Source organism: Viridibacillus sp. FSL E2-0187, assembly GCF_038006425.1.
In the GTDB taxonomy this organism is placed as follows: Bacteria; Bacillota; Bacilli; order Bacillales_A; family Planococcaceae; genus Viridibacillus; species Viridibacillus arvi.
This window is the reverse complement of record NZ_JBBOVG010000001.1, coordinates 2,556,102-2,572,500: the sequence shown is the minus strand read 5'-3', so window position 1 is coordinate 2,572,500 and position 16,399 is coordinate 2,556,102. Positions and strand designations below refer to the sequence as shown.

General features: G+C 34.8%; 17 protein-coding genes and 1 riboswitch. Of the genes, 12 read left to right on the top strand and 5 right to left on the bottom strand.

The annotated features are described in order from the left end of the window. Positions 1-677 precede the first annotated feature (677 nt). From MHH85_RS12575 to MHH85_RS12565, 3 genes are all read left to right on the top strand, one after another. Entirely contained in the window at positions 678-1,280 is a 603-nt protein-coding gene (locus MHH85_RS12575; RefSeq protein WP_340707341.1) for a YpjP family protein, read from the top strand. Between the two features lie 391 nt (positions 1,281-1,671). After that, entirely contained in the window at positions 1,672-2,616 is a 945-nt protein-coding gene (locus tag MHH85_RS12570; protein WP_340707340.1) for a thymidylate synthase, read from the top strand. Positions 2,617-2,628: 12 nt separating this feature from the next. After that, on the top strand, positions 2,629-3,108 hold the full coding sequence (locus tag MHH85_RS12565) for a dihydrofolate reductase (RefSeq protein WP_193739119.1): 480 nt from the start codon (positions 2,629-2,631) through the stop codon (positions 3,106-3,108). A 115-nt stretch (positions 3,109-3,223) separates the two neighbouring features. Here MHH85_RS12565 and trhA read toward each other — a convergent pair whose 3' ends face one another. Beyond that, on the bottom strand, positions 3,224-3,859 hold the full coding sequence (gene trhA, locus MHH85_RS12560; RefSeq protein WP_340707339.1) for a PAQR family membrane homeostasis protein TrhA: 636 nt from the start codon (positions 3,857-3,859) through the stop codon (positions 3,224-3,226). Between the two features lie 191 nt (positions 3,860-4,050). Here trhA and MHH85_RS12555 point away from each other — a divergent pair, with 191 nt between their 5' ends. The 6 genes from MHH85_RS12555 to MHH85_RS12530 all read left to right on the top strand — a co-directional run bounded on the left by MHH85_RS12555 (position 4,051) and on the right by MHH85_RS12530 (position 8,538). After that, the gene (locus MHH85_RS12555) at positions 4,051-4,890 is read left to right on the top strand and encodes a DegV family protein (RefSeq protein WP_340707338.1); all 840 of its coding nucleotides are present in this window, start codon (positions 4,051-4,053) and stop codon (positions 4,888-4,890) included. 74 nt (positions 4,891-4,964) lie between these two features. Continuing rightward, positions 4,965-5,735: a GDSL-type esterase/lipase family protein gene (locus MHH85_RS12550; RefSeq protein ID WP_340707337.1), complete on the top strand. Its 771-nt coding sequence runs from the start codon at positions 4,965-4,967 to the stop codon at positions 5,733-5,735. A gap of 7 nt (positions 5,736-5,742) precedes the next feature. Further along, entirely contained in the window at positions 5,743-6,318 is a 576-nt protein-coding gene (locus MHH85_RS12545) for a YpmS family protein (protein ID WP_193739122.1), read from the top strand. A 12-nt stretch (positions 6,319-6,330) separates the two neighbouring features. Then, a complete protein-coding gene (gene msrA / locus MHH85_RS12540) occupies positions 6,331-6,852 on the top strand; it encodes a peptide-methionine (S)-S-oxide reductase MsrA (protein ID WP_340707336.1) in 522 nt (173 codons plus the stop codon). Beyond that, positions 6,852-7,277: a peptide-methionine (R)-S-oxide reductase MsrB gene (gene msrB, locus MHH85_RS12535; protein ID WP_193739124.1), complete on the top strand. Its 426-nt coding sequence runs from the start codon at positions 6,852-6,854 to the stop codon at positions 7,275-7,277. Before msrA ends, msrB begins: the two co-directional genes overlap by 1 nt. Before the next feature lie 286 nt (positions 7,278-7,563). After that, a complete protein-coding gene (locus tag MHH85_RS12530) occupies positions 7,564-8,538 on the top strand; it encodes a hypothetical protein (RefSeq protein WP_340707335.1) in 975 nt (324 codons plus the stop codon). A 28-nt stretch (positions 8,539-8,566) separates the two neighbouring features. Here MHH85_RS12530 and MHH85_RS12525 read toward each other — a convergent pair whose 3' ends face one another. The 3 genes from MHH85_RS12525 to MHH85_RS12515 form a co-directional block, all read right to left on the bottom strand. Beyond that, on the bottom strand, positions 8,567-9,256 hold the full coding sequence (locus MHH85_RS12525; protein ID WP_340707334.1) for a YoaK family protein: 690 nt from the start codon (positions 9,254-9,256) through the stop codon (positions 8,567-8,569). A gap of 211 nt (positions 9,257-9,467) precedes the next feature. After that, entirely contained in the window at positions 9,468-10,646 is a 1,179-nt protein-coding gene (gene metC, locus MHH85_RS12520) for a cystathionine beta-lyase (RefSeq protein WP_445684126.1), read from the bottom strand. Further along, positions 10,642-11,772 (bottom strand): methionine biosynthesis PLP-dependent protein, encoded by a 1,131-nt coding sequence (locus tag MHH85_RS12515; protein WP_193739128.1) that lies wholly within the window; start codon positions 11,770-11,772, stop codon positions 10,642-10,644. Before MHH85_RS12515 ends, metC begins: the two co-directional genes overlap by 5 nt. Before the next feature lie 71 nt (positions 11,773-11,843). Next, positions 11,844-11,948, bottom strand: a riboswitch (SAM riboswitch). 171 nt (positions 11,949-12,119) lie between these two features. Here MHH85_RS12515 and MHH85_RS12510 point away from each other — a divergent pair. Next, the gene (locus MHH85_RS12510) at positions 12,120-13,049 is read left to right on the top strand and encodes a tetratricopeptide repeat protein (protein WP_340707332.1); all 930 of its coding nucleotides are present in this window, start codon (positions 12,120-12,122) and stop codon (positions 13,047-13,049) included. A gap of 173 nt (positions 13,050-13,222) precedes the next feature. Here MHH85_RS12510 and MHH85_RS12505 read toward each other — a convergent pair whose 3' ends face one another. After that, positions 13,223-15,070 (bottom strand): methyl-accepting chemotaxis protein, encoded by a 1,848-nt coding sequence (locus tag MHH85_RS12505; protein WP_340707331.1) that lies wholly within the window; start codon positions 15,068-15,070, stop codon positions 13,223-13,225. Positions 15,071-15,190: 120 nt separating this feature from the next. Here MHH85_RS12505 and MHH85_RS12500 point away from each other — a divergent pair, with 120 nt between their 5' ends. Together MHH85_RS12500 and deoD are read left to right on the top strand one after the other, a co-directional pair. Next, positions 15,191-15,412 (top strand): YozE family protein, encoded by a 222-nt coding sequence (locus MHH85_RS12500; RefSeq protein ID WP_340707330.1) that lies wholly within the window; start codon positions 15,191-15,193, stop codon positions 15,410-15,412. A gap of 169 nt (positions 15,413-15,581) precedes the next feature. Continuing rightward, the gene (gene deoD, locus MHH85_RS12495; protein ID WP_340707329.1) at positions 15,582-16,286 is read left to right on the top strand and encodes a purine-nucleoside phosphorylase; all 705 of its coding nucleotides are present in this window, start codon (positions 15,582-15,584) and stop codon (positions 16,284-16,286) included. Positions 16,287-16,399: the final 113 nt, after the last annotated feature.

The following is a 16,399-nucleotide window of genomic DNA, read 5'->3' as shown; positions in this document are numbered from 1 at the left end:
TGTACTTGTGTTTTTTGTTTGCAAGAAAGAATATCATTCAAAAAAATGTATATTTTATAATGAAAAACCGCCTTGTTCAAAAAGAACAAAGCGGCTTGCTAAATATTAGTCCGTGAAACATAAAGAGCATAAGTATCCTATTAAACATAAAAATCCAATACCAATAGCAACTGAAGACATAATTTTGTCCCTCCTTTATTACAAAAAGCGAACATGTTTATTCATTATTATTGTACAATGAATAATGCAAAAAATCTATACAATTCCTTATACATCAAGGATTTGTGAACAAATTTTTACAAATACGTCCACATAACTGTTATAAATGATGATAGTTTATTTCAAGCATATCAATTAAATAGTGAGACATACAATTTATGGAGCGTCTTAAGTATGTGTCTAATTGTACTTACAATAAACATAGATTTCCTGAAGATACTTCTGTAATAATGTTTTGGTTCAATAACTATAGTGTATAGTAATAGTGTGAACTATTTATATAGTTCAGTTAATTATGAAATAGATTTAATTTTAATAGTTTGTATATTCCTAATAGTATCTTTATTGTTATAGTTTTTGTACAATTAAACTATAAATGTTGAAACTTTTACTAGTGAGATTCGTATATATATTATAGAGATAGAAGATTTTAAAATGTTCGAAAGTAGGTAATGATTATGCAAAAGTGGATTCAAAAGTTCCTTGTTGCATCCGTAGCGGTAATCACATTAGGTGTCATTACGCCGAGTCATGCAATATGGGAAGGTTTACTAGATCACAGTTCCAATGCTAAAGCACAATTTTCAGGAGATACTACTAGTCAACTAACGAAATACATAGAAACGCAGAATGAGTCAGTTATTTCAACGGAAGAGGAACAGTCTTTTGAAGAGTATGCCTTTTCAGTAGCGAAGGAACAAGCCTATTTAAAATTCGGTTCACGAGTAGGTCCGAAGATTAGTAATGAATTTGATGATGTCATTTTCCCTAAAATGCAAGAAGCAATTGAAATGACAGTAAATCGTCTCGATAACGAAACAACAAAATCATTGGCAATTACCGAGAACCCAAGTGGTGATTATGCGGAGAAGATTTTCCACGTCTATAACACTGGAACTAAAGAAGACGTCATACGCTTCCATGTGCGTACTGAAAATCGTCCATTTGATGGCTATTACTACAATTTCCATTACCACACGTATGAAGATCAATTCACAGCTCATTATGACCTAGGTGAGATCTACTGGTCAAAAAATACTCCTCCTAAATGGTTATCTTGATTCTAATCTACCTAAAAGGACTGACCACATAAGTTGGATAAGCAAATTCAATATTACTAACAGCTGATAAAGTAGACTCTTCCGCTAAAAAAAGTGCGGGGGAGTCTTTTATTTGCTCTCAGCAAATATTAAATGAGATAGTAAAAAAATATTGGCGGGTATGTTTGAGAACTGTAGGTTAGTTTGAAGATAATGCATTATATCAAGGTGAAATCTATTATTTCCTACAACATGAAATATCTGAATATTACCCAGGAAATATTCAGATATTTACGAGCGTCATTGTAATCATTTCTTTCATCATTTTAACTAAATTCCGTTAGCTTTTAAGATAATAGTGGGGAATATTATGATATAGTTAAAACTATATAAATTTCTAGGAGGCAGTTCCGTGCTACAATATTTACAACTTTGCCAACATATTTTAGACGAAGGAAATGATAAAGGAGATCGTACTGGAACAGGTACGCGCAGTGTCTTTGGTTATCAAATGAGATTTGACTTACAAAAGGGTTTTCCTTTATTAACAACAAAAAGAACTGCTTTCCGTCTTATTGCGACTGAATTACTGTGGTTTTTAAAAGGCGATACAAACGTGCGTACACTTATCGCGCAGAATAATCATATTTGGGATGAATGGGCTTTTGATAAATGGGTGAAAAGTGACCAATATGAAGGCCCAGACATGACGAATTTTGGGTTACGAGTTAATAAGGACCCTGAATTTAAAATTCAATACGAAGAGCAAATGGCTATTTTCCAAAACAAAGTATTAAATGATGATGAATTTGCTCAAGAATATGGTGATCTTGGACCTGTGTATGGTAAACAATGGCGTTCATGGCCAGCAGATAATGGGGAAACAATTGATCAAGTGAAAAATGTCATTGAATCGATTAAAAACAATCCTAATTCACGTCGACATATTGTTAGTGCTTGGAATCCTGCAGAAGTAGATGATATGGCATTGCCACCATGTCATACACTATTCCAATTCTATGTAGCAGATGGGAAACTCTCTTGTCAGCTTTATCAGCGTAGTGCAGATGTATTCCTAGGTGTACCATTCAATATCGCTTCATATGCGTTATTAACGCATCTTATCGCGAAAGAATGTGGCTTAGAAGTGGGTGATTTTGTCCATACTTTAGGTGATGCACATCTGTATAGTAATCATTTTGATCAAGTAAATGAGCAGTTATCACGATCTCCACGTGAATTGCCACAGCTTATTATTAAAACTGAAAAAGAATCCATTTTTGAGTATGAAATAGAGGATTTAGCAATTGATGGATATGATCCATATCCAAGAATTAAAGCGCCAATTGCTGTATAAGGGGGATAATAAATGATTTCATTAATCGTTGCTCATGATGAAAATAACGTCATCGGCTTAAATAATGCAATGCCATGGCATTTACCAGGGGACTTAGCATATTTTAAACGAACAACGATGGGAAAACCGATGATTATGGGACGTAAAACGTTCGAATCTATTGGTAAGCCTTTACCAGGGCGTACGAATATCGTTATTACACGTGATGAAGAGTATGCAAGAGAAGGTATTGTTATCGTGCATTCTATAGAAGAAGCATTAGCTCAAGCTGAAAAAGAATCAGAGGAAATAATGATTATTGGTGGCGAGCAGATTTTCCGTATGACATTGCCAATGGCAGATCGTCTTTACGTTACGAAGATTGAAAAACAATATGAGGGCGATACATTTTTCCCATCATATGGGGATGAATGGCAAGTTGTATCACAGTCTGATGTAAATGAAACAGAAGATGGCTTGAAGTTTACGTATTTAGTATATGAGCGTAAATGAGTAAATGAAAAGGTTGCCACTGGAAAGTAATCAGTGGCAACCTTTTATTTGGCTTGACTATATTCATGATAATTAAGTGACAAACCAATAATGGAAATTGATGTAAGAAAGTCAATTATACATAGAACAATATGCAAGAGTACATCATGGCACTACCAGCAATGACGAATAAGTGCCAGATTGCATGATTATAAGGTATTTTCCGATAGGCGTAGAAAAAAGCACCAATCGTATATAAAATCCCGCCACTTAGTAGTAGTGAGAAACCTGCACCAGTAATATGTGCATATAATGGCTTAATAGCGATAATAATAAGCCATCCCATTAAAATATAGAAAATTACTGATACAAATTCAAAACGGTGGATAAAGAAGCACTTAAAAAGAATACCAAATAACGCTAACGCCCAAATGATACCAAATAAAGTCCATCCTAATGCTCCGTTTAATGCAATTAACAGAAAAGGTGTATATGTACCTGCAATTAAAATGTAGATAGACGAATGGTCTAATATAGCAAAGATTTTTTTATATTTTTCAGGCATGCTGTGAAGTAAAGTTGAAGCTAAAAATAGAATTAACATTGAAACGCCAAAAACGATGAAGCTAACAACATATAGTGTAGAGCCTTTATCAATTGCTTTCATAATGAGTAAGACAAGCGCTGGGATACATAATAAGAAAGCTATGCCATGTGTTATGGCATTCCATATTTCTTCTTTCGTGTTTTTATAATCAAAAGCTTGTTGCATATGAATTGCCTCCTTGTTGCGGTAAGTTTTTTGTATATTTCTATTATGCGACTGATTTTAATGCATTTGAACTGACAAATGTCACGTGTATCATGTGACAAAAGCTAGTAATATAGAATAAATAGCTAACGGTTTACAATGACCTTGCTTTAAATTTATAATAAGAACAATGAAACAAAGGATGTGTCAATGTGAGACGAATTCATATAGTAACGGATTCAACAGCAGATTTAACAAAAGAAGAAATTGAAAAATACGCAATACATATCGTTCCACTATCAATTCATATAGAGGGTCAAACATATACTGATGGTGTCGATATTACTCCAATCGAATTCCTCGATAAAATGAGCAAAGCAAAGGAATTACCAAAAAGTTCTCAACCTGCTGCAGGTGTATTTAAAGAAGTATTTGATGAACTAGGAAAAGATGGCGATGAGATTATTGCTATCATGATGACTGGCGGAATGAGTGGTACTGTAAAATCAGCAGAAGCTGCTGCAAGTATGACGGATTCAAAGGTAACAGTTATTGATTCTCGTTTTACTTCATTTGGCTTAGGGTTCCAAGTACTTGAAGCTTGCCATTTAGCGGAACAAGGTAAATCAGTTGAAGAAATCGTTGAAAGATTAAATATCGTTCGTGAAAATACGAATTTATACGTCGTTGTTGACGTTTTAGATAATTTAATTAAAGGTGGCCGTATCGGTAAAGGGAAAGGTATGATTGGTTCTTTACTTAATATCAAACCAATTGCTTCACTTGAAGGTGGAGCTTATAACCCAGTGGCAAAAGTACGAAGCCATAAACAAGTAGTTAAATATTTATTTAATCAGTTTACAGAAGATACGCAAGGGAAAGTAATAAAAGGAGTAGGTCTTTCACATGCTGAAGGTTTAGCAATGGCAGAGCCGCTTAAAAAACAACTTGAAGAATCAGGTTATATGGATACGAAATTTGCCTATACTTCACCAATTATTAGTACACATACAGGCCCAGGTGCAATTGGTTTTATGTACTATACTGATTAATATGATGAGCAGGGGATGATTTCATTCCCTGCTTTCTTTCATTAGACGTACTTAACGAAAGGAAGAAATGGAACGTGAAGAAATTAATAATTTTCATGCTTGCACTTCTTTTATTAAGTGCTTGCAGCAAAGAAATAAAAACGCCAGTTACAGAAGAAGTCATCCCTAAAGACATTATGTATGTTGCTTTAGGTGATTCTTTAACAGAAGGTGTTGGTGACGAGCTGAATCAGCAAGGTTATGTCGGTAGATTATCGGATCAGATGCTTGGCTGGGAAGGCGTTAAATACGTCGAAGTTGAAAACACAGCAAAAAAAGGTCGACGCAGTGATCAACTCGTAGCACAGCTTGAGAGCGGTAAAATTGACGAACAATTAAAAAAAGCTGATTTTATAACGCTCACTATGGGTGGAAATGACTTAATGAAAATTGTCAGACGTGATTTGATGAATTTAAATAAAGAAGCATTTGATACGGAACGCATCGAATTTCAAAAGCATTATGGTAAAATTATGGAGTTAATTCGAAAGAAAAATAAATCTGCGCCCATAATTTTAATAAGCGTTTATAATCCTCTTTCCATCTTTACGAAGGAAAAATCGGACTTAAATACGATTTTGTATGAATGGAATACAGATATTCAAGATTTTGCAGAGGCAGATAAAAACGCATGTTTTGTAAATGTAGAGGATTTATTCGATTCGAACGAGAATATGGTTTATCATACGGACTTTTTCCATCCTAATGCAAGAGGCTACGATGAAATGACTGACCGTATAATAGGGACAATCAAGTCATGTGGTTTGAAAAAATTAACCAACGGGGAAATGGACTTCAAGGAGTGATGTGACGGTGAATAAGTGGAAAATAGCTTTTTTCTTTTTAATTGCATTAATGTTATCAGTAATCATTGGTTTGTTTGTGTTCATTACGAAACCGGCAACCGATACGCCGATACCTGAAACAACCGCTATGCCTGATGGTAGTAAACTATCAGTTCAAACTACACCAGCGGATTTTGAAGCCATTGCAAACAAGTACATTCAGGACGCGATGAAATCAAAATCCATCCCTGTACATATGTACATTAATGAGGAAGTTTCTTTAGTAAGTGAGCTTAGTGTTTTTGGTATGGAGCTACCTATTACGATGAAATTTGACCCAACAATTGATGAAGACGGCAATCTTATATTAAAACAAACCAATGTAGAAGTTGGTATGTTGAATATTCCTCCAAGCACAGCGTTAAAGTTATTAAATGACTCAGTAGATTTACCTTCATGGATGGTTATTCGCCCAAACAAAGAGGAAGTATATATGGGTTTAACAGAGATAGCAGTACTTTCTGGTTCTCGCATGCAAGCAAAAGAATTTAATTTAAAAGAAGGTAAGATTATACTGGAAGTAACAGTACCCGTTCAAGAATAGGAGGAGTGGCATATGGCTATAGCAACATTTGCAGGTGGATGTTTTTGGTGTATGGTAAAACCATTCGATCAGCAAGAGGGCATTGAGTCCGTCATATCTGGTTACACTGGAGGACATACAGAAAATCCTACTTATGAGGAAGTTTGTAGCGAGACAACGGGACATTTTGAAGCTGTACAGATCACTTTTGATCCAGCGATTTATCCTTATGAAAAGTTAGTAGATCTTTACTGGACTTTAATCGATCCAACAGATGCTGGTGGTCAATTTTATGACCGCGGACAGTCTTATATGACAGCCATTTTCTACCATGACGAAGAGCAGCGTAAAATAGCTGAAGCATCAAAAAATGCATTACAAGAATCAGGTAAATTTAAAGCGCCAATCGCTGTACAAATTCTACCAGCAACAAAGTTCTACCCAGCAGAAACTTATCATCAACATTATTACAAAAAGAATCCAGCACATTATGAGCGCTATTCAATTGGCTCAGGACGAGTTGCATTCCAACAACAGCATTGGGGGACAAAATAATGAATAAAGAAGAAAAGTTGAAAACATTAACACCGATGCAATATCATGTCACGCAAGAGCATGGAACAGAACCACCATTTCAAAATGAATACGATAGCCATTTTGAAGAAGGCCTGTACATTGATATCGTTTCGGGGGAACCCTTATTCCACTCAAAAGACAAATTCAATGCAGGCTGTGGTTGGCCAAGCTTTAGCAAACCTGTTGAAGGTGCTAGCATACAAGAGAACTTCGATACAAGCTTTGGCATGCGCCGCACAGAAGTGCGTAGTGGAGAAGCTGATTCACATTTAGGACATGTCTTCCCAGACGGTCCTCAGCCAACAGGATTACGTTATTGTATTAATTCTGCAGCTTTGAAATTTATTCCTAAAGATAAATTACAAGAAGAAGGCTATGGAGAATATTTAAAATACTTTGAATGAAAAAGAAAAATGACAATCCACATTTTGTGGGTTGTCATTTTTTTGTAGTAGACAGTGAATAGACTACAAAGTGTAGTTTGTTGCTGGTTAAATATAAGAATATTTTCATTGTATTAGAAAGTTTTCTTTTAAAGTACCTTTTTTTGTGGGAAAACTACTTATTATTCCCACTTATTAAAATAACAAAGCACATATTGGAAAGATAAGGTAAAATTGTGATGTGATAATTATTAATAAATCTATGTTAAATAGTGAGTGAATCATAAATTTATTGGGGGAAGGTATATTGAATATAAATGATAATGTTTCATCATTTGACCTTGCACAACAATCTGTTAATTTTGTTATATTATGTCCATTTAATTTGCCAAATGGCTGTTTTGTTAAGAATATTTCTCTAAAAAATGAATCAAGAAGTACTCGTTCTTCGATACGTTTTGAAATTATAAGTAAAAATAGAGTAGTAAGAGTAAAACAGTTTTATTATGATTGGGGGATTCCTATTGTATATGCAGATACTAATCTTATTTCCCCTGGTAAATCCTTTGAAATTGATGGGATTGTTGGTTTTATTGGTATAGATTACAAAGGAAACCAAGCGGCTTGTTATGCTAGATGGTTCACGAATGTAGAATTATCCGTTTTAAAAGGAAGATTTGAAGAGGATGAGCTAATAAGTATTATTAAATCACTTACCCCCCTTGATTCGTTAATTATTGAAAAATGGGGCAAAAAGTCATTTACAACAACGAGTTATACAGCAAGATATGGTATACCAAAGTGGCAAGAAGATGAGATTTCTAGGGTGATATGGTATGAAAATAATTTCGACATCAACAAAAGAATTTCTTCGCAAAGCATATTTATACCTGCATTTGAATATCAAGAATTCTTCCTGGATTCAATCGGATTTGATCAAAATAAATTTGGAGTAGAAACTCATTTCCTATATAGGTCAAAGATTAATTATACTGATGGGATTTGGTTTTGGTTAGCTCCAGAAGAAATGATTGAAAATCTCTCGTATAAAGTGGGGGAAAATATTGGAGTAAGACAAAGTTGGAATGTAAAAAAAGAAAAACTCTTGATTGGTAATACAGAAATAACAATGTTATTACATAAACAAAATGCACACTATTATGGTTGGTATGCTCATTGGAAGATTGGAAAATATATTTATCAAGTATTTATTCGTCCTTCAGTAAATTTTAATATAGAAAAGTTAACTGGATTTATAAAAACATTAAATGAAGTGAAATAAGTAAATTCAATTACTAAAAAGCGACTGTTCATGATTTCACAAGAGTTTCTTTCGGATTTTCTTTGCTTCTATTGTATAAGATTACGGTAATCAGTATAATCCCAGCTGCTATCCATATGGATGTTTTTCCTAGATAAGTACAAAAGAAGGTCCCAATTAAAGCACCACAAATAAAGGAAAGAATAATAGCAGTAAAACCCTTAAATTTTCGCATCGATTCTGGATCATTTTTTACAAATGCAGCATAGGAAGCTTGAGCTGCGGTTCGTAAATTCCCTGTTGTTATGGTTGAATTGTAGCTCCATCTTTCCAATTTGTTGAAGGTAGCAATTTGTAAGGAAGACACAAACGCAATGCACATGGTGATAAGCATATTTGGCACACTAGCAGGTAACCATCCGACTATAAATAAAATCGCGAATTCCAAAAGTAAAACAGCGCGCCTGTGGCTAGTATGTTTATCTTTTATATACTCTGCAACCAAGACGCCAGCTATAAAAGCCAAAAAAGGCGGTATATTAAGGGTGGCACCGTTATATTCCGTACTTGCGGCTCTCACCGCAAATAAAACCATATTTCCTGTTTGTGCTGTCGCAAATACTGCGTCTCTTGTGATATACGTATAAGCATCTAAAAATCCCCCCACTAAAGCTAATATCATGCCCATAATCAATGAATTAGGCGATAAAGCGAGTAAGTTTTTAGTTTTATTTCCCATTTGGTTTATCTCCTTATTAACAATACCTTACTGTCCCAATATGTAAATTCATTTTCTATTTAGAAAAAATTTTAAGAGTAATAATAGCTTTACCTCACAATTCTCATTTATTCTGTTTCAGAAATATTTTCATTTAAACTGTTGAGTACCTAAAAGACTTAATAAAGAAAAAACCACTCCACCAAATCAGTGGAGCGATTCATACAATCATCTATTTATTGCCTACAACAGCAAGTTCTTTCACTTTTGAAAATGCTTGCTCAAAATCAGCTATTAAATCGTCGATATTTTCAAGGCCAACAGAGAAGCGCAAAAGACCGTCTGTAATACCACGTTTTTCGCGTTCTTCTTTGGGAATAGCTGCATGACTCATTGTGGCTGGATATGAAAGAATTGATTCTACGCCACCAAGACTAACTGCGAAAATTGGAATTTGAACATGTTCAACAAAGGCTTTAGTAATTTCGCGGTTGGGTAGTGTAAATGACAATACAGCTCCAGCACTTTTTGCCTGTTTTGCGTGAATATCATGACCTGGGTGAGATTTCAAGCCTGGGAAATGAACTTCCTCTACCAGTTCATGAGCATCTAAATAATGAGCAAGTTTGGACGCAGATGCTGTCGATTGCGTTAAACGGGCATTTAACGTTTTGATCCCTTGAATTAATGAGAAGGAATCTTGTGCACCTAATATGGCACCAAATGAGTTTTGCATGAAGTAGATTCGGTTACCAAGCTCTACGTCTTTTGTTACTGCAAGCCCTGCAATGATATCGCTATGTCCTCCTAAAAACTTAGTGGCACTGTGTAAGACTACATCAACACCTAGGTCTAATGGACGTTGGTATAGAGGTGTCATAAATGTGTTATCTAAAAATGTTAGTGCTCCATTTGCCTTTGCAATAGCTACAACACCTTCAATATCAGTAATACCTAGAAGGGGATTTGCAGGAGTTTCTATATATAATACTTTTGTATTTGGACGTATTGCAGCTTCTACTGACGCTAAATCCGAAAAGTCAGCAAATGTATGCTCAATCCCAAATTTGGTTAACACTTGGGTCACAAAACGGTATGTTCCGCCGTATACTTCAGATGTTACAACGATATGGTCTCCGGCTTCTAATATCATAAAGGCAGATGCTATAGCGGCAATGCCTGAAGAGAATGCAAATCCGCGTGTTCCTCCCTCAAGTTCAGCAATCGTTTTCTCTAATGCATCACGAGTAGGATTGCCCGAGCGACTATAATCATATGGACCAAAGGAATCGAAATGTTTCTGATCAAATGTAGATGACAAGTATATTGGTACATTAACTGCACCAGTTTTTTGCTCGTAATCACCTCGAGTAGAAGCTGTGATTAAAGTTGTTTCAATATTTTCATTAATTGAACTCATATGATGACACCTCTTTTTCTAAGATAGAAAAAACTTGTTGTAAATCCGCGATTAAATCTTCTGCTTCCTCAATACCGACAGAGAAACGAAGTAAGGAGTCATCTACACCGCGAGCAATTCGTTCCGCTTCAGGAATATCCGCATGTGTTTGTGTAGTTGGATATGTGATAAAACTTTCAACACCACCAAGACTTTCGGCGAAAACAATTAATTTCAAGCTTTCTAAAAACTTACCTACCCATTCACCTTTTTGTAATCGGAAAGAAATCATTCCGCCTTTACCAGCAAATAGAACGTCTTTTACTAAAGGTTCTTGTTCTAAATAAGCCGCGATTTGCTTAGCATTTTCGGTATGTTGTTTCATGCGAAGATGTAATGTTTTCAATCCTCGTAGGAGTAACCAAGAGTCGATTGGAGCGAGTGTTGCACCTGCAGCATTATGGTTTGTGAATAGTTTTTCGCTAAGCTCTTTTCCTTTACTTACAACAAGACCAGCTAGAACATCATTATGACCACCAATGTATTTAGTTGCACTATGTAGAACTATATCAGCCCCAAGCTCGATTGGGCGTTGATAATAAGGTGTTAAGAAAGTATTATCAACGATTAATAATAAACTATGCTTTTTCGCAAGATTAGCATAAAGTTCAATATCAAATTCCTGCATTAATGGATTGGTTGGTGTTTCAATGAAAATAGCACGAGTATTTTCATTAATTAAACTTTCAACCTCTGTTACAGAAGAGAATTTTGCATAATGAGATTTGATTGCATATTGTTCTTGGTATTGCCCGAGTAGGCGGTATGTGCCACCATAGATATCCTCAGGTAAAATAATTTCGTCACCCGATTTAAATAGGGATAGGACTAACTGAACAGCCGCCATCCCGCTACTACAGGCGAAGCCAGCGTCACCCGATTCTAATTTAGCAAAACCTTCTTCTAGAACGGTACGTGTCGGATTTTTTGTACGTGTATAGTCATAACCAGTTGATTGCCCAAGCCCATCATGAGTATAGGCAGTCGAAAGATAGATTGGTGTGTTTACAGCACCTGTTTTGGAATCGGTATGATTTCCTAGCTGAACTAATTGTGTTGCAATGTTTTTGTTTGTCATCATGTCATCATCCTTTATTAAAAAGTAAAAGGCCCTCTAAGGAAGAGGGCCTTCAAAATATGAAGTCAATCTCCTTATCTACAAGACTATGTCTACTGGAATTAGCACCTTGCCCGTATTTAGGGTGGTTGCTGAGATATCAACGGGCCAAGTCCCTCCATCTCTCTTGATAAGTAAGTATATTCAATTGTTTGAAAGTTAATAATAATGAAATTTTATCATGTGAAGATGATAATATCAACCTTATTATGAAGCAAAGATAATTTGAAAAGTTTATAAATTCCTATAAGTGGTACAATTTTATATGAATATGCTATTATTGCATAATTGAATTGGAAGGTGACAGGATGAATTTAAATAACATAGCTGTTAATCAGTTATTACTAGAATTTAAATTTGACGAAGCTCAATTGATGCTAGAACAAGCAGTAATGGAAAAAAGAGACATACAATCTCTTCATAACTTAGCATGTTTTTATATAAAAGACACAGAAGAATATTACAAAACTTTACCTCTTTTAGCTGAAGCAATTGAAAAACAGCCAAAGCATTATTTTCCTTTTGCTTTACTTGGTGAAATTTATTTGCGAATGGAAAAATACATTTCAGCCATTAGAATTTTAGAATATGCTTTAAAGATGAAAGATACCGAAGTAGTTCATGCGAACTTAGCAGCAGCATATTTTAATATGAACAATTTTGAAAAAGCAGCAGAACATTATAAAAAGTCCGCAACTGATGGCGATTATTTGAAATATGCTGAAATGGTTTCATACCTACAGTTAGATGATCACGATTCGGTACTTAATACACTGAACAAAGTTAATGCAAATGATGAAAATTATATGGGTGAAGTAAACGAGGCTGAAATTTATGCTCAAATTAACTACTTTGATGAAGCGATTCCTCTATTTGAAATAGGATGGAGAGAAATTATTAGGTCGTATGATTGGGTAGAACATTATGTTTATGCACTCATTCAATTAGGTAGAGTAGAAGAAGCCGCAGATATTATAGACCAGATGAAAACAGAAACGACTAATGAAATTGTAGAAAGTAAAACAAGGGCAATGGATGAAAAGTGGATAGAGGGAAATCTAGAAGAATCCATTATGGACTTGCAACATACAAATGAAAAATATAATACACTGATTGGCCGAATTTTGAAGGGCTACCGTCCTAGAGTTTTCTTCGAGCCATATTATGTTTCTCAATGTTATCTTTTCGGCTGCAAATTACATGGAAATAAGACGTATGATGAATATGTAAATATGTAACTGACCGAGAGAAATGATAACTTCTCCGGTCATTTTTGTTTATTAAGTGTATTTGGTGTGGGGTAGGGAATAACGGAATGAACTTAGCAATTTCTAATTAATCGAAATCAATAGTCGGGAATAAAAAAAACTTGCAACCTCATTAGAGTTTGCAAGTCATTTAGTGGGAAAAACTATACCTTGAATTCCCCAACCACTTTTCTTAACTCATCTGCCTGATGAGAAAGTTCTATCGCTGAAGCTGTAATTTCTTGCATTGATGCAGAGCCTTCTTCTGCAGAAGCAGCTGATCGCTCGGTACTCATAGCTGTATTTTCAGCAATTTGATTTACTTCTATAAAGGATACAGCCACTTCTTGGCTATAGCTTAAAGTTTGTTCAATTTGACTCACCATCTTGTTAATAATGGCTACAGTTTCGTTTGTTTGTTTGACAATTTTATCTAAGGAAGCATTTGTTTCATTTGTCACTTCAACACCACGGATGACGTTTTGTACACCATCATGGTTTTGTGTGACAATAGCTTGTACTTCTAATTGAATTGATGAAACGATTCCGGTTACTTCACGTGCTGCTTTTTGAGATTGTTCAGCTAGCTTTCGAACCTCATTTGCAACGACAGCGAATCCTTTACCATGTTCACCAGCTCTGGCCGCCTCAATGGCTGCATTCAGGGCAAGTAAGTTTGTTTGTTCCGAGATATCAGTAATTGTACGAATAATGGAAGTGATTTCGGATGATTTTTTGCCTAGTGCTTCAACGGTTTCTGTCGTATTGGCCATAGTTTCTTCTATTAACATCATAACAGTTGATGACTGTTCGACAGTTTTACCTCCATGCTCAGCAGCGACCTTCATCTGATCAGTAGCTGTTTTTACATGTTCAGCATCAGTACTTAAATGACGAGCCGCCTCTTCTAATAAATTCATCTTTTGAACTGCGTTATTCATCCGTAGCATTGTTTGTTCGCTACCTTCAGCGATTTCGCCTGTTGTATCAGCAATTGATTGTATAATATTCGAATTTTCATCTGCTGAAGCCATTAATTGTTGTCCACTAGCTGAAACATTCTCGGCAAGTGTACTCACGCGTTTTACTAATGCTGAGATAGATGCGATTAACACATTTGTACTATTGGCAATTTCTGCGAATTCATCTTTTGTCTTTACTTTTACGCGTTTTGTCAAGTCACCATTAGCTTGTGCGATATCTAAAATAGATGTATTAATTGCTGATGTATTACGTTTAATTGAACGGAATAAGATGGTACCCGTTACAATAGTCAAAATAATAGATGATATTGTTAAAATTAAGAAAATTATCATTGCAATTTCTGTTTGTTGTTCGAGTGATATGATTTGTTCGTTGTTTTTCTTAGTTAATACTTCATTAATCATTTCAATATGCACATCTATATAACCCATTGCTGTCTTGCCATTTCCAGCGAGAACAAGTTTTTGAGCATTTTCAAGGCCTGATTTTTGACGTGTATCAATCAGTCGCTTCGAATACTGAATATAATTGTCATAAAATTGATCGATGGAAGTAATTCGGTCTTGCTCTTCTTTACGATCAGAGAATATTTTTTGTAGATCTAATAAATTTGCTTCAATGCGGTCTTTATCCTGACTATATTGTCTTAAGAAATTATCTTTTCCCGTAATAATATAACTTTGTTCAGAGTTTGATAGTTTCGCAATATCCGCTGCTAAACTATTTACTTTCATCTGCTCTACTAGATTTTTCCCTGTGAATACCTTTAATTCATTTTGGAGGTTAGACATATTTGAATAGGAAACAACAAGCATTGCTGATAGAATAATGATGAGTATAAAGAAGTTAATAATGATGCGGCCGCGAATCATTCGGAAAAAGTTCGATTGTATAGGTCCTTGAACTTCAATGTTTTTTTGCTTCTTTTTCAATTTGAAAAATGAAGCCATTGAAACTGATGACTTATTAGTGTTTTGATTTTCACTTTTATTTACATTTTCACTACTTTTTTTCGATTTCTTAACCAATTTGTCACCAACTTTCCATATTTCTATTGAATTATGTTCATTTTACTTCTTTGTGAGGGAATATTCTATACTTTTTGAAAAATAAATCATTACTAAGTAACTATTAGGAGGGAGATATTTATGAATCAATCGTTCTACAGTTTTGTACAAACATATCGTGGCGGTGGAAAACATGATGAGAAATCTATGTTTGCAGAAGCGGCTTTTCACGATCATAGCTTTCCTAAACAATCAACAGATTTTCATATACTTTCGAGATATATCGAAGAAAAAGCAGATGAAGAAATGAGTGCGCGCGTTTTTGATGAACTTTGGTATTTATATGAGTTAAAATATAACTAAAAAAGTAAGTTAAAACAAAAATTGGATTAATTGATAAATGTAAGTTTTTTAAATTATATTTAAGATAATATTTGTCAGAGGTCAGACTTTCTTGGTACAATGCTTGTAACATCATAGGCAAATTATAGAAATATGATGAATAACTAAACTATTGAAAAGAGTGATACTAATGAGTGTTCATATTAACGCAAAACAAGGCGATATCGCAGACATCGTACTACTTCCTGGCGATCCACTTCGTGCAAAGTACATTGCAGAAACTTATTTAGAAGATGTTACACCTTATAATGAAGTACGTAATATGTTAGGGTTTACAGGTACATATAAAGGTAAACGTGTATCGGTACAAGGTACAGGTATGGGTGTACCTTCAATCTCTATTTATGTAAACGAATTAATGCAAGAATACGGTGTTCAAAAGTTAATCCGTGTAGGTACTTGTGGAGCAATTCAAAAAGATGTTAAAGTTCGTGACGTCATTATTGCTCAAAGTGCTTCTACTGATTCTAAAATGAATGAAATTATTTTCAATGGTTTAGATTTTGCACCAACAGCTGATTTTGATTTACTTTTAAAAGCATATAATGCTGGGAAAGAAGCTGGCCTTAATTTAAAAGTGGGTAACATCTTTACTGCTGATATGTTCTATAGTGAGGAAAACCAAAATGAAAAGTTAGCTCGTTACGGTGTTTTAGCAGTTGAGATGGAATCTGCGGCACTTTACACTTTAGCAGCTAAATATGGCCGTCAAGCACTTTCTATCCTAACAGTAAGTGACCATATCATTACTGGTGAAGTAACAACATCTGAAGAACGTCAATTAACATTTAATGACATGATGGTTGTTGCATTAGAAGCAGCTATTCAAGACTAGTCGTATCAAAGATTCATAGTTCGGAAGAAATTTGCAAGTGACCCAAAGTGACCAATCTAATTTTAGAAGTCATTTTAAAGGTTGCTTGCTTTTTCTTTTTGTCTTAGTTGTTC